This window comes from Aerococcus sp. 1KP-2016, assembly GCF_002252085.1.
Classification (GTDB): Bacteria; Bacillota; Bacilli; order Lactobacillales; family Aerococcaceae; genus Aerococcus.
Genome location: NZ_NEEY01000043.1, coordinates 1 through 14,760, shown reverse-complemented (window position 1 = coordinate 14,760; position 14,760 = coordinate 1). Strand labels below are relative to the sequence as shown.

Here is a 14,760-nt window from a genome sequence, read left to right as displayed (position 1 = left end):
GATTGAAATATATCACGGAAACAGGTTAAAGGACTGAAAGTGTAGTTCCTTAGCCGTGAAAGAGGATGAAATCGAGACCTTGGCTCGATTTCAAATTGAAAGACCTTGGCTTTCAATGGTCCCACGGTTCATAAGGAACGTACACTGTAAGGACGAAAAATCTATGATTTTAATCTTTTGTCCCAGCCTCTTTTCAATTTGCGGTCAAGTTCTTCTTTGCATATGCGTTCAAAAAGGAATTTATTTCGTATACAATAGATGAAGATGTAAAACATTTACCAAAGGAGGTATGCCTGTAATGCAAGCGAAAAATATCATAGAAGTAATTGTGGATGTGCCGACCATGCAAACGGACCGTCCCTATGATTACAGCATTCCTGAGGATTTAAAAGACTTGATTCAACCTGGTATGCGCGTGCAAGTACCATTTGGTTCGCGTAACGTTCTAGGTTATGTTATCTCTGACCCTAAAGCAGCGACCGATTTTGAAGGTGAACTAAAAGATATTACCGCACTATTGGATGACGAACCCGTATTATCACCAGAAATGTTGGCTTTGGGTAAGCAGATTGCTGCGGAAAATTTCTGTTTTCTAGTTGAAGCCTACCATACCATGTTGCCCAATCTGCTGAAGGTGGATTATGACAAATATTTTCTACCAACAACTAGCATTTCCTACCGGGACCATGCCCAATACTTTAGCGATTTCAATGAAATTTCATGGGCTGAAGCAGAAGGAAAAGGCTATCTTGCCGACTTAATCAAGCTCAAAAAAGACAACAAAGTCTCGATTGATTACCGCGTTGAAGACCGTAAACGTTATAAAACGGAAAAATGGGTGCAACCATTAATGGGTTTCGACCAATTAGAAGATGAACTGCAAAATATGCGAAAAACTGCTAAGAAACAGCTGGCTTTAGTCGAAGTGTTAATGGAATTAGACGGAAAAAAAGTATCGGCCAAATATTTTGAAGAATTTGATATCCACATGGCAACCCTTAAAACTGGAGCAGAAAAAGGCTGGCTATCTTTGTTTGATCAACCAGTCAACCGGGACCCGTATGCCAATATCGTAATTGAAAAATCTGAGAAATTGCAGCTTCAACCGCAACAAGAACGGGCATTCGCAGCAGTTAAAACAGCAATGGATGCACAAAAGGATGAGGTATTCCTTTTGCAAGGGGTAACAGGATCCGGGAAAACCGAGGTCTACCTACAATTGATCCAGGAGGCGCTTGACAAGGGACAAGAAGCTATCCTCTTGGTGCCAGAAATTTCGCTGACACCGCAGATGGTGAATCGCTTAAAAGGCCGTTTTGGGGACATGGTGGCTGTCTTACATAGTCAGCTATCAACCGGCGAACACTTTGACGAATGGCGTAAATTAAAGAATGGCCAGGCGAAGATTGCGGTAGGGGCACGTTCCTCTATATTTGCACCGTTACACAATATCGGTTTAATCATTTTAGATGAGGAACATGAAGCGACTTATAAACAGTCCGACAATCCTCGTTATCACGCGCGGGAAGTGGCCAAATGGCGGGCCAATAAGCATGGATGTCCGGTGATACTGGGGTCGGCAACACCGAGTCTGGAATCGCGTGCGCGGGCGCAAAATGGCGTCTATACGCTACTCGAAATGCCCGAACGATCCAACCATCAAGCCTTGCCGCCTGTTGAATTGATCGATATGCGCGAAGAATTTCGTCATAAAAATTACTATCAATTCTCCCGTAAACTGCGAGACGAAATGCAAGCCACAATGGATCGGGGCGAACAGGTTGCACTCATGCTAAACCGCCGTGGTTACGCCAATTTCATGCAATGTCGCGACTGTGGTTACACCTTCCAATGTCCCAATTGCGATGTGTCCTTAACCTACCACTATCACAACAAACAGCTGCAATGTCACTATTGCGGTTACAATGCCGCACGTCCGCAAACCTGCCCTCAATGTGGCCAAACCCATTTGCGCGAGTTTGGGACGGGGACAGAAAAGGTGGAGCAGGAAATCAACGAGCTATTTCCCAACAAAACCGTTGTGCGTATGGACATGGACACCACCCGTCGTAAGGGTTCGCACGAACGTATGTTGAAGCAAATCGCTGACAAAAAGGCGGATATCCTCTTGGGTACACAAATGATTGCCAAGGGGTTAGACTTCCCCAACATCACACTCGTCGGCATCATCAACGCCGATACCAGTTTGTACCTGCCGGATTTTCGTGCCGCTGAGCGAACCTTCCAATTATTAACACAAATGTCAGGCCGGGCGGGACGTGGCGATTTATCGGGCCAAGTATTGATTCAAACCTATAATCCCGATCATTACGCACTAACGCTAGCCCAACATCATGACTATGACACCTTTTACCAAACGGAAATGCGCTACCGGAAACTCAACCAGTATTCACCGTATTTCTATACCGTGCGCTTTACAGTGTCTCATTTCGACGACCATACGGCCATGGCGACGGCAGCTAAAGTAGCGCATATGTTGCGGGAGGCAAATGTAGCAGGTACCAAAATCATTGGTCCCGCGCAGTCGACCATTTCGCGCGTCAATAACCAATATTATTATCAATTGTTATACCAACATCGTGGCAACCAAGCCATTCATCAAGTCTTGCAAGCCATCCAAAACCGCGCCCAAAACTGGTCCAAGGATAAAATTTACGTATCAATCGACGTGGATCCAATGACATTTATGTAAGTGGGGGACTATTTTTGGGAAAAGTACCGCTTTTATCTGAAACCGGGGACTATTTACTTAGATAGTATTGCCTTTATCTGTAAATGGCCACTATTCTGGCCAATAGTACCGCTTTTTAGAAAAGGAGAGATTATCTGATCAAATAGTACCGCCTTATGCTATCAGTGGTTACTATTCTAGCGAATAGTAGCGAAAATCTGGATATATCAAACTGCAAAAATACAGGGCCGCATCATGACAGTATGCACTATATAATCATTCAGTATAAGTTGAACCTAAAGGCCGATTTACTCATATATTTTTAGTCATAGGGTATGTAATGGTATAATACAAACAAATCACAGCGTTTTTTATAAAGGAGAAACATTTGAAAAGAATCGTATTTATGGGGACACCCGCATTTTCAGTAAACATTTTAGAAGCTTTAGTAGCCCAAAAGGACGAGTACCAAGTAGTCGCAGTCGTGACACAACCTGACCGTCCAGTTGGTCGCAAACGCAAATTAACACCAACACCAGTTAAAGAAGCGGCATTGAAACACGACATTCCTGTCTATCAGCCAGAAAAAATCGGTCGTGCTCAAGATGTGAAAGACCTCTTGGTCAACGAGGATATTGATCTAATCGTGACGGCTGCATTTGGCCAGTTCTTGCCGACAAGTATTCTAAATGCACCAAAATTTGGGGCCGTAAATGTACATGCTTCATTATTACCAAAATACCGTGGTGGGGCACCAGTTCATTATGCAATTTGGAATGGCGACAAGGAAACAGGCGTGACAATTATGCGCATGGTGAAACAAATGGATGCGGGTGATATTTTAACGCAAGTAGTGGTACCAATTGAAAACGACGATACAGTAGCAACAATGTTCGATAAGCTTTCATTAGCGGGAACTGACTTGTTAATGGACACATTGCCTAAATTATTCGCAGATGAATTAACACCAATTCAACAGGTGGAAGCGGAAGCGACTTTTTCACCAAATATTACAAGCCAACAAGAGCAAATTGATTGGCAACAAGATGCGACTCAGATTTACAATCAAATTCGCGCCTTTAATGCATGGCCAGTTGCCCATACAAAGGTTGCAGGTCAAAGTTGGAAAATTTGGGCAGGCCAAGTGGTGACTGATGAAACGACTGACCAAGCACCAGGTACAATTATTAAAATCAACAAAAAACCAGCTCAATTGTGGGTGGCAACAGGTAGCAATCAAGTCCTAGCAATTACTCGCTTGCAACCAGCAGGCAAGAAACAAATGGATGTGGCCTCATTTATCAATGGAGGCGCAGGGAATTTAACGGAAGGCGATTCATTCGAACAGGTGTCATTCAATGACTAAACAACATCATAACGAGGAAGAAATAAAACCAGCAGCAGGGACAACTGCCCATAACACGGGCCATAATGCGGCTTTTCAAACGCCCATGAAGATGTCTGCACGATTCCAAGCGATGGAATCAGTGACACAAATCATTCGTCACAATCAATATATCAACCAAGAAGTGAACCGTGTCTTGACTGAAGAGGCTGTAGCCGAAGCCGACCGTAACTTATACACCAATTTAGTGTACGGTTCAGTGCAAAACTACTATACGCTGGATACTTTTGTGCGTGATTTTGTGGACAAACCAAATCGCGTGAAATCGTGGCTGTGGTCACTTTTAGTGATTTCAGCCTATCAAATGTACTATCTAGATAACATCCCGAGTTACGCAGTCGTTGACGAGGCGGTGCGCATCGTGCGTAAACGAGGCAATCAAACTTTGGCGAAATTTGCTAATGGTGTGTTGCGTAATTTTGACCGTAGATACCAAACCATGGACGAATTCATTGCGACTAAATCAGATCCTAAGGAAATTTTGGCCTTGCAAGCGTCGCTACCAATGATTTGGGTGGATTATTTCGTTGACCGTTTTGGTTTCTCGAAGGCGGAAGAATTGGCCCAATCTTTGACCCAAACACCGGCCATTACCGTACGTGCGAACAACCGTTTTGGTGATGTGGATGCGGAGAAAATGACGGCATATGCTGATATCTTACGAGCGGAAGGACATGACGTAGCGCCAAGTCCATTGTCGCCCTTCGCCCTTCGTATAACGAAAGGTAATCCTGCCTATTCATCATTATTCATGAACGGGGACATTACGATTCAGGACGAGTCAGCTTTACTTGCTGTCGAGGCCTTGAACCCACAAGCTGGTGACACGGTACTAGATGCCTGTGCTGCGCCAGGTGGCAAAACGGTTCAAATCGCAGAAGCGGTCGGGCGAACGGGTCATGTGATTGCAACGGATATTGCCAAGGACAAATTGCCTTTGATCCAACAAAATGTGGACCGGATGAAGGTTGCAGAACATGTGGAAATTCTACATCAAGATGCGACTGCCTTAACGGAACGTTTTGGGGCGACTGGCGAAGAACCAACCATGTTTGACAAGATTTTGGTAGATGCACCATGTTCAGGTATTGGTCTATTCAGACGTAAACCGGATACCAAGTACAACAAATCTTTACAGGATTTGGATGCTTTAAGTGACATTCAGGTTACAATTATGAACCAAGCATTACCATTACTGAAAAAGGGTGGCACAATAACCTATTCTACATGTACAATTACTAAAGAAGAAAACGAAGATGTTGTGGCTGCAATCTTAGCGCAACATCCAGAGCTAACATTGAAATCATTCAAGGGTTGGAGAGAGAATCTTGACCAATCAGTTCAAGCGGATGGCACAATTGAAATCCTACCGCAAACTTATTTATCAGATGGTTTCTTCATAGCCAGCTTTGAAAAAAACTAGCGAAGGAAAGTGAACTTACATGGAAATCGCAAGCAAAACCGATGTTGGAATCGAACGTAAGCAAAATCAAGACCAAGTCGGGATCTTTTATAACCAAGACCAACTACCTATTCTATTACTATGTGATGGCATGGGTGGCCATAATGCAGGAGACGTAGCCTCTGAAATGGCTATCTTCCATGTAGGCCATGCTTGGGAAGAGACGACGGGCATGGACGACCCCATACGCATTCAAGAATGGATTCAAGCAAATGTGCAGTCAGCCAATGCCAAAATTTACGAGAAAGCCAATCAATACCAAGATCTATCTGGTATGGGGACAACCATTGTTGCTGCGGTTGCCTTAGAAGATTTGAATCAAGTCATTTTAGCCCATATTGGGGATAGTCGCATTTATATGGTAAAATCCGGTCAAATTCAACAAATGACGAGAGACCATTCTTTTGTGCAAGATTTAGTGGATATGTCCATGATTACCAAGGAAGAAGCGGCAACGCATCCTCAAAAAAATATCGTAACACGAGCTGTGGGCATTGACCCTCAAGTGGCAACGGATGTGGATATTTTAGACTTTAATCCGGGCGATATTTTATTAATGTGCTCAGACGGTCTAACAGATATGGTAGATGAAGCGCAAGTCTTGGCTATTCTAGCAAAAGAGTATTTAGCTGTTGCTGAAAAGGCGGACACCTTAATTGCCAAAGCCAATGAAAATGGTGGTCGCGATAATATTTCAGTCCTAATTGCCCAACGCGATTTTAATCAAGATGACAGTATCTACGAAAGGGGTGATCAGGCATGAGAACAGGACAAATCATTGATGAACGATACAAAATAATCAATCATATTGGATCTGGTGGGATGGCTGATGTGTACCTAGCTTATGATCCAATTCTAGAACGAGATGTGGCCATAAAATTCTTGCGGATTGGTAAATCTGATGCAATGGATGCCACTAAACGTTTTGAACGTGAAGCACTGTCTGTATCCGAATTGAATCATCCAAACGTCGTTAATCTATACGATGTAGGGGAAGATGAAGAAGGTAAATTCATCGTCATGGAATTCGTTGATGGCACGGACTTAAAAGCCTACATCCGCGAAAATCACCCGATTGACGTCGATATTATTCAAAATTTGATGTTACAAATTTTATCAGGGGTACAAGCAGCACATGATATTGGTATCGTGCATCGTGACTTGAAACCACAAAATATCATGATCAACAACGATGGCGTGATTAAAATCATGGACTTTGGGATTGCCATGGTAACTTCTGAAACGTCGATTACCCAAACCAACACGATTATCGGTTCTGTGCATTACCTCTCACCAGAACAGGCACGTGGCTCGATGGCAACTCATCTATCCGATATTTATTCACTTGGTGTCGTGCTATTTGAAATGATTACCGGGCGTGTACCATTTGATGGTGAATCTGCTGTGTCAATCGCCTTGAAACATTTCCAAGAACCACTACCGCCAATTGAAGCCTACCGGGAAGATGTACCGCAAGCCTTAATTAATGTGGTTGCTAAGGCAACTGCTAAAGAACCAGCTACTCGCTACCAAACAATCGGTGAAATGATTGATGACCTGGAAACTGTGTTCTCGCCAAATCGTTTAAACGAAGCAGTATACGTGCCAGAAAAAATGGCGAGTGAAACGATCGTGATGGCTAAGGAAGATATCGAAAACCAAATGCGCATGAATTCTTTAGAAGAAGCGCAATTGTTGGCGGCCGGTGAAAAGGCTGTAGATGAGGAAACAGATCCTAATCTAGGTCAAACCAAAGCCAACGTTGAAGACACACAACCGATTGAATCAGATGAGTATGGCATTGCCGATACTGCTGAAATCATGACGGGTTCAGCAGCAGGCGCAGCTGCGCTTGGTGCTGGTGCTGGTCTTGCAGCTGCCGGTTTAGCTGGCGCTGGAACAGCGAGTGCAGCTAGTATAGGCGGTGTTTCTGGCGCAGCGGCTGGCACTGGTCTTGGTGAATCGGCCGGGGCTACTAGAGGTAGTCGTGCGGACGCTTCAAATGTCAGTAATAGCTCGGCAAATGAGGCTGGAGGCTCCGCAGGATCGGTTAGCGCTGCTAGCGGCCTAGGTGCAACAAGTAGCAAGTCGACAAAACCGAAGGCTAAGAGCAAGAAACCACTAGCCATTATTGCTGGGGCGATTGTTGCCTTATTGTTAGTCTTATTCCTAATTTTCAACTACATGAGTGGACGTACAATCACCATGCCTGATGTGACGGGGATGACTGAAAAAGAGGCGGCGCTCACACTTGAGAAGGTGAATCTGAGTCTGGGTGATGTGAACCAAGTGTATGATGATTCGGTTGAAGCTGGACGCATTGTGGATTCGAATCCGGATGCCAATACGGATGTGCGTGTGGATTCTGAGATTGATATTGATGTGAGTCAAGGTCCAGAGCCTGTTCGTATTGAGGACTATACGGGTAAAGCCTATGATGATATTGCCAAAACCTTAACTGATTTAGGGTTTACGGTGACCAAGGACGAGGAGTTCTCGGATACTGTAGAAGCGGGCGATATTATCAGCCAATCGATTGCCAAGGGTGAAAAGATTGTTGCTGATGGTACAACGATTAACTTCGTGGTAAGTAAGGGGATTGAAACCTTCGAGATGGCGGATTTATCTGGCTGGAACCAAACATCCATCCAACAATATGCGGATACCAATGGCTTGAGTGTAAGCTTTGATTATGCCTATTCTGGTTGGGTTCCTGATGGAGTGATGATTTCACAATCCATCTCAGCAGGTACGGAGTTTGTTGCAGGGGATGAGTTATACATTGTGATGTCTGATGGACCAGAACCGGTGGCAAGTTCATCTAGTTCTTCATCTTCAAGCTCATCATCAAGCTCATCGTCATCATCAAGTTCATCGTCATCTTCAAGTTCATCATCTAGCTCGACATCATCGTCGTCGAGCGGCTCTTCAAACTCGAATTCGTCATCTTCAAGCTCGAATGCTTCAAGTTCAAATGCAAATTCAAATAGTTCAAATAGCCAACGTTCGTCATCGAATGTGGATAATGAAGATTAGTAATTATATCAGGTAGGTTGGGATTTAGGTCCCAGCCTATTTTTTTTGAAAAATCGCTGGTATCGGATGGCTTGTGACTTATTTCAGAAAATAAGTCACGGTGGGTGGTCTGAATGGCATATCCCAGTGAATAAGTCACAGTAAACAAGGAAAAGTGGCCTATTGAGCATGGTTAGCCCCTTTTAGGAGCGAATTTGACTTATAAGGGTAAATAAGTCACAACTACCGGAATAAGGTGACTTATTGGTAAGGGTTGACCAGTAGTTGGTGGGTGAGGGATAATGATCCAGCAAATTCTGGCCCATAGGCTAAAAGTTGCCCCTATGTCATACAAATATTGTCCTTTTTATAGCCACATAAAGCGTATTTTAAGTTGAATATTTGTATTCGGCGGTTTTTGGGTTAAAATAGAGCATATGAGTAAGAGGAAATGAAATACAAGGAGGAGTAGCAATCGCTTATGAGCAACCCACAAGATCATCTTCAGGAGACGGCAAGTACCTATACGGGTCAAATTATCAAGGCGCTATCTGGTTTCTATTATGTTGAGGAGACGGAAACGAAGGAAATTTTTACGACCCGAGGTAGAGGGCAGTTCCGTAATACGCAAACAACGCCATTGGTGGGGGATTTTGTGGAATTTACGGCAACGAATACCAAAGAGGGTACGGTAATGAAGATTTTGCCGCGATACAGCGAAATGATTCGCCCAGCGGTAGCCAATGTGGATGTGGCACTGCTTGTGGCGTCTGTTACCGAGCCGCAAATTCAACCGAAATTGTTGGACCGCTTTCTGGTGTATCTGGAATCGGTGAACGTGGAGCCTGTGATTTATTTTTCTAAGTTGGATTTAGCTAAGGACAAGGACCACGATCAAATCAAATTTTTCATTGATACCTATAGCAATGTTGGCTACAAGGTAATTGTTTCGAGCTCGCTAGACGAAATGCTAGACCAGTTGAAGGATATCGTTCGCGACCACACAATGGTTGTTGTCGGTCAATCTGGGGTTGGGAAATCGACCTTACTGAACCGCCTACTTCCTGGTTTGGATATCGAAACTGGTGAGATCTCCACTTCGCTGGGCCGTGGTCGTCATACCACTCGTCATACTGAATTACATGATATATTTGGTGGGAAAATAGCTGATACTCCAGGTTTTTCAAGTATCGACATCGATCAACTAGACAAGATTCAGTTATCCAACTATTTCCCAGAAATGCGTGCGATTCAGGACCAATGCCAATTCCGTGGCTGTACCCATATTCACGAACCAAAATGTGCGGTGAAGAATGCGCTAGCAGCCGGAGAAATTGCCCAAACACGTTATGATTCATATTTCCAAATTTTTGAAGAAATCGAAAATGCCAAACCCAAATACTAATTGATTGCGGTAGAAAGAAGGATTTGTATGTTTATTGCACCATCTATTTTATCAGCCGATTTCGGCAACTTTACAGGCGACGTCAAACGTATCGAAGAAGCAGGCGCAGACTGGGTCCACATTGACGTTATGGACGGCCATTTCGTGCCCAATTTGACATTCGGTTCGGGTGTCGTTGAAGCCTTGCGTCCCCATACCAAAATGACTTTGGACGTACATATGATGGTTGATAATCCTGAAGCCCACGTGGAAATATTCGCCAATGCTGGTGCCGATTATTTCACCGTACACTACGAAGCAACGAAACACCTACATGGATTGATTCAAACCATCCATAAACACGGTATGAAAGCCGGTGTAGCAATCAACCCGGCTACCCCCGTTGTTGCCATTGAACCCATCTTAAACGACGTTGATATGGTCCTAGTCATGACCGTAAATCCAGGTTTCGGCGGTCAATCGTTCATTGAATCAACTGTGAAGAAAATGGCGCAACTACATGAATATCGTCGCGAAGTTGAAGGGGCAAATTTCCTGGTTGAAGTGGACGGCGGTATTACCGATGAAACCGCTAGAATTTGTGCCAAAAACGGGGTCGACGCCTACGTTGCCGGTTCATATATTTTTAACAAAGAGGATGTTTCAGAGCCAATTGATTCCTTGAAACAAGCAATCAAATTTGGTCGCATGAAGATTTAGTAGAAGGAGCAGGCATATGCAAGTATATCTCATAGGATCAGGGCCATTCGACCCCGAATTTTTCATGACGTATGTGGCCCAACAAGCCACAGAAACTGGAGATCAAAACCGGGCTTTTATTGGCGTAGACTTGGGTGCCAAACGCTTCTTAGACTTGAATGTGCCCATTGATTTAGCAGTGGGAGACTTTGATTCAGTGGATGCTGAGACTTATGCACGCATCGTGGCTACCAGCAAGGAAGTAGAAAAATTAGAACCCATGAAAGATGAGACGGATACTGAACACGCACTTGGATCAGTCGCGCAGCGGTATCCGGGCGGCACCTACCATTTATTTGGCATGTTGGGTGGGCGCGTGGACCACTTACTTTCGAATCTATGGCTAATTTTTCAAGATAAATTCCAAGCCATTATGGAGCAGATTCACCTGGTGGACGAAGATAATCGGATTCACTTTTTGAAACCGGGGAAACACACTGTTGACCGCATTGCGGGGATGAAATATTTATCTTTTGTGGCGATGACGGCGGTTAAGGACCTTACTTTGGCAAATGTAGTGTATACTTTACAAGAGTATCAAATGCCAACACCTTTGGCTTTGATATCGAATGAATTCTTACCGGATGTGGATACTATGGAGATTTCCTTTTCTGAAGGCTTAATTTTAGCGATTCAGGCGAGGGATGGACAAAAGTAATCGGGTTTATGTTAAATAATATTTGATTTCTAAGTCGGTATATAGTATTATGTTATGGTATGAAAATTTGTAGAGGAGGAATATGACAATGGCTAAAGTATGTTATTACACAGGACGTAAAACGACTACAGGTAACAACCGCTCACACGCATTGAATGCTACAAAACGTACATTTAAAGCTAACTTACAAAAAGTTCGCATCATTGATGAAAATGGTACTAAAAAACGCGTTTGGGTTTCAACTCATGCAATCAAAGCTGGTTTAGTAAACCGCGCGTAAGATGGTCATCCATTTTACTGAGCATATAATCAATTAAGGTCGTCGTTTTCCAAGCGGGAAACAACGGCTTTTTTTGTATCTAAATTCACAGCGTCGTTGCGGCATATGAAATATTTAGGTATAATGAACTGGTATGTGGTAAAATAAGAGTTATAAATGAAGTTATATTTGCTCAATAAAATACATTATTGGGCAAATTTGTCATCACAACCCTTCAAAAGGAGGACTTTTTATATGGCATTAAAAATGCAAACCCAATTCGGTGAAATTGATATTACAAACGAATCTATCGCAACAGTAGTCGGCATGGCTACAACTCAAAACTACGGTGTTGTTGGTATGGCCAGCAAACATCAAATACGCGACGGGATCCAAGAAATCTTGAAACTTGAAAACTACACTAAAGGTGTACTTGTTTCAGTGGATAACGATGATCGCGTTGTAGTAGACGTATATATTATCGTTAACTACGGCACAAAAATTTCTGAAATTTGTCGCAATGTGCAAAGTTCGGTCAAATACGAATTAAGTCGTCAATTGGGGATCAATATTAACGTTGTGAACGTGTACGTTCAAGGCGTTCGTGTGATTGAAGACTAGTTGCGGTAATCAAGGAGGATTTTAGGTGAAAAGAACAGTATTAGACGTTGAAGCATTCATATCTATGCTTGAAGTCGGTGGAAACCGTCTAAATGAGAATGCTGAATACGTGAATTCATTGAATGTTTTCCCAGTACCAGATGGTGATACAGGGACAAACATGAATTTGACATACACATCAGGTATTGAACGCGTTATTAAACAACAATCAGAAACTGTTGGCGAAGTTGGACAAGACTTAGCTAAAGGTTTGTTAATGGGTGCACGTGGTAACTCAGGTGTTATCTTATCTCAATTATTCCGTGGATTTGCAAAAGCAATCGAAGGCAAAGAAACCATCAATGCTGAAGATTTTGCCAATGCATTCCAACGTGGTATTGACACAGCTGTAAAGGCAGTAATGAAACCTGTAGAAGGAACAATTTTAACTGTCGCACGTGAGTCAGCTGCAGCAGGTGTGAAGAAAGTTCAAGAAACAGATGATATTATCGAAATCATGACAGCTGTTCTGGATGAAGCACAAACTTCATTAGAAAATACACCAAATCTATTGCCAGTATTAAAAGAAGTTGGCGTAGTCGATTCAGGTGGACAAGGTTTAGTTTATGTATATCACGGTTTCTTAGAATCACTAACAGGTGAATCGATTCCAGTGAAATCATCTAATCCAGCCAAAGCCAATGTAACTGAATTAGCACACCAAGAAAACTTCTTCAATACATCACATTCAGTATCTTCTGAAGATATTCATTTTGGTTACTGTACAGAAATCATGGTGAAAATCGGCGATGGCGAAACAGTTACCGACGAATTTGATTACGATACATTCTGTAACCATTTAGATGGTATTGGTGACTCACTATTAGTAGTTGCCGACGACGAAATCGTTAAGGTGCATGTTCATACTGAGCAACCAGGCGAAGTAATGAACTACGGCCAAAAATTTGGTTCACTAGTGAAAATCAAAGTCGACAACATGCGTCTACAACATGACGATATCCTAGAAGGCAAAGGTGCCACTCACGATCATAGTGATGCAGCTGATGCTAAAAAGGCCGTAGAACACTCTAACTTAGCGGTTATTGCTGTTGCAGCTGGCCCTGGTATCGAAAACTTGTTCAAAGACATGGGTGTTAAATCAATCATTTCTGGTGGTCAAACAATGAACCCATCAACAAATGATATTTTAGAAGCAATCAACAACGCGAATGCAGACCAAGTGATCATCTTGCCTAACAACAAGAACATCATCATGGCTGCCAACCAAGCAGTTGAAGTATCTGAAATCCCAGCAGCTGTCGTAGAAACGAAATTCATTTCCCAAGGGTTAACAGCCATGTTAGGTTACAACCCAGAAGGCAAACTGGAAGACGTCAAAGCAGCAATGGCAGATGAAATGGCTAACGTAAACAGCGGCCAAATCACCGTTGCAGTCCGCGACACCACAGTTGACGGCCTAGAAATCCACAAAGACCACTTCATGGGCATCGTGGACGGCAAAATCGTTTCTGAAGACAAAGACCTTGTCCAAGAAACAATCAACATGATCAACGGTATGATCGACGAAGACAAAGAATTAGTAACACTAATCTTTGGTGAAGACACTGACCAAGCAACTGCAGAAGCAGTAGCTGAAGCAGTCGAAAACGCCAACGAAGACATCGAAGTCGAAATCGTAGACGGTGGCCAACCAGTCTACCACTTCTTAGCTTCAGTTGAATAAGCTTATTATGTGGGAGAAGCTAGCTTTAGGGCTAGCTTTTTTTGTGGTTTGGGGGGTTTGTGGTTGATGGTATTGGGGTTTTGGGGTAGTTGTGTGGAGGGGATTAAAGGGGTTAGAGTGGTGACTTAGGAGGCTAGGTTCGGGATTCAAGGATGAGTTCCCCATTCTTGAAAAATATGGAAAATAATCAAATATGAGATTTTATATTTGAAAATAAGCTGAAAAATTCAAGTATGGAATCTGATATTGGAAAATATTAGGAAATTTTATAGAATAGAAGCTCATATTTAAAGGTCCCCAATAATGCATCATATATGGGGTTTCATATTTGAAAAAAATGGGAAAAATTCAACTATGAAATTCCATACTTGATAAATAGCCTAAAAATTCAAATATGAAATCTCATTCTTGAATCCTAAGATGGGAGTCCAATTGCTAGAGCGTGCAATTAGGAAGAACCAAAATGAAAAGAGGGCGGACGCCCTCTTCATTATCGGAACTTGATGATTCAATGGTCAAAATGATGCTTGCAGTATAGCAAGGGTGCATGGTATTTGCCTACTATAGTTGCTTAGGATACTCAACTACAACAAGCAAAGAGCAGTATCGGATAAAGAGAGGCAATGCTCGATAAGAATAGTCACATTTAAGTGCGTCAAAATGAAAAGAGGGCGGACGCCCTCTTCATTATCGGAACTTGATGATTCAATGGTCAAAATGATGCTTGCAGCATAGCAAAGGTGCATGGTATTTGCGTACTATAGTTGCTTAGGATACTCAAC

The 14,760-nt window shown here is 42.9% G+C and carries 11 protein-coding genes; all 11 read left to right on the top strand.

The window, feature by feature from the left end; all coding sequences use genetic code 11:
• The first annotated feature begins 298 nt into the window (after positions 1-298).
• The 11 genes from priA to B9P78_RS07560 all read left to right on the top strand — a co-directional run bounded on the left by priA (position 299) and on the right by B9P78_RS07560 (position 13,978).
• Entirely contained in the window at positions 299-2,713 is a 2,415-nt protein-coding gene (priA, locus tag B9P78_RS07610; protein ID WP_094518894.1) for a primosomal protein N', read from the top strand.
• A 367-nt stretch (positions 2,714-3,080) separates the two neighbouring features.
• Positions 3,081-4,058, top strand: coding sequence for a methionyl-tRNA formyltransferase (fmt, locus tag B9P78_RS07605; protein WP_094518893.1), 978 nt, complete (start codon positions 3,081-3,083; stop codon positions 4,056-4,058).
• Entirely contained in the window at positions 4,051-5,520 is a 1,470-nt protein-coding gene (gene rsmB / locus B9P78_RS07600) for a 16S rRNA (cytosine(967)-C(5))-methyltransferase RsmB (protein WP_094518892.1), read from the top strand. The genes fmt and rsmB overlap by 8 nt, the downstream gene beginning before the upstream one ends.
• Positions 5,521-5,539: 19 nt before the next feature.
• Complete coding sequence (locus tag B9P78_RS07595; RefSeq protein ID WP_094518891.1) at positions 5,540-6,322, top strand: Stp1/IreP family PP2C-type Ser/Thr phosphatase; 783 nt, start codon at positions 5,540-5,542, stop codon at positions 6,320-6,322.
• Entirely contained in the window at positions 6,319-8,595 is a 2,277-nt protein-coding gene (locus tag B9P78_RS07590) for a PASTA domain-containing protein (RefSeq protein ID WP_094518890.1), read from the top strand. The genes B9P78_RS07595 and B9P78_RS07590 overlap by 4 nt, the downstream gene beginning before the upstream one ends.
• Positions 8,596-9,055: 460 nt before the next feature.
• Positions 9,056-9,979 (top strand): ribosome small subunit-dependent GTPase A, encoded by a 924-nt coding sequence (rsgA, locus tag B9P78_RS07585; RefSeq protein ID WP_094518889.1) that lies wholly within the window; start codon positions 9,056-9,058, stop codon positions 9,977-9,979.
• A 27-nt stretch (positions 9,980-10,006) separates the two neighbouring features.
• A complete protein-coding gene (rpe, locus tag B9P78_RS07580; RefSeq protein ID WP_094518888.1) occupies positions 10,007-10,678 on the top strand; it encodes a ribulose-phosphate 3-epimerase in 672 nt (223 codons plus the stop codon).
• Between the two features lie 16 nt (positions 10,679-10,694).
• Complete coding sequence (locus B9P78_RS07575) at positions 10,695-11,375, top strand: thiamine diphosphokinase (RefSeq protein ID WP_094518887.1); 681 nt, start codon at positions 10,695-10,697, stop codon at positions 11,373-11,375.
• 88 nt (positions 11,376-11,463) lie between these two features.
• Complete coding sequence (gene rpmB, locus B9P78_RS07570) at positions 11,464-11,655, top strand: 50S ribosomal protein L28 (protein ID WP_094518886.1); 192 nt, start codon at positions 11,464-11,466, stop codon at positions 11,653-11,655.
• Positions 11,656-11,889: 234 nt separating this feature from the next.
• A complete protein-coding gene (locus B9P78_RS07565) occupies positions 11,890-12,255 on the top strand; it encodes an Asp23/Gls24 family envelope stress response protein (protein ID WP_094518885.1) in 366 nt (121 codons plus the stop codon).
• Between the two features lie 25 nt (positions 12,256-12,280).
• On the top strand, positions 12,281-13,978 hold the full coding sequence (locus tag B9P78_RS07560; RefSeq protein ID WP_094518884.1) for a DAK2 domain-containing protein: 1,698 nt from the start codon (positions 12,281-12,283) through the stop codon (positions 13,976-13,978).
• Positions 13,979-14,760: the final 782 nt, after the last annotated feature.

What these genes read in the sequence shown, in the direction of transcription:
- priA (WP_094518894.1), top strand. Translation starts at nt 299, where the DNA reads ATGCAAGCGAAAAATATCATAGAAGTAATTGTGGATGTGCCGACCATG.
- rsmB (WP_094518892.1), top strand. Translation starts at nt 4,051, where the DNA reads ATGACTAAACAACATCATAACGAGGAAGAAATAAAACCAGCAGCAGGG.
- B9P78_RS07595 (WP_094518891.1), top strand. Translation starts at nt 5,540, where the DNA reads ATGGAAATCGCAAGCAAAACCGATGTTGGAATCGAACGTAAGCAAAAT.
- B9P78_RS07590 (WP_094518890.1), top strand. Translation starts at nt 6,319, where the DNA reads ATGAGAACAGGACAAATCATTGATGAACGATACAAAATAATCAATCAT.
- rsgA (WP_094518889.1), top strand. Translation starts at nt 9,056, where the DNA reads ATGAGCAACCCACAAGATCATCTTCAGGAGACGGCAAGTACCTATACG.
- rpe (WP_094518888.1), top strand. Translation starts at nt 10,007, where the DNA reads ATGTTTATTGCACCATCTATTTTATCAGCCGATTTCGGCAACTTTACA.
- B9P78_RS07575 (WP_094518887.1), top strand. Translation starts at nt 10,695, where the DNA reads ATGCAAGTATATCTCATAGGATCAGGGCCATTCGACCCCGAATTTTTC.
- rpmB (WP_094518886.1), top strand. Translation starts at nt 11,464, where the DNA reads ATGGCTAAAGTATGTTATTACACAGGACGTAAAACGACTACAGGTAAC.
- B9P78_RS07565 (WP_094518885.1), top strand. Translation starts at nt 11,890, where the DNA reads ATGGCATTAAAAATGCAAACCCAATTCGGTGAAATTGATATTACAAAC.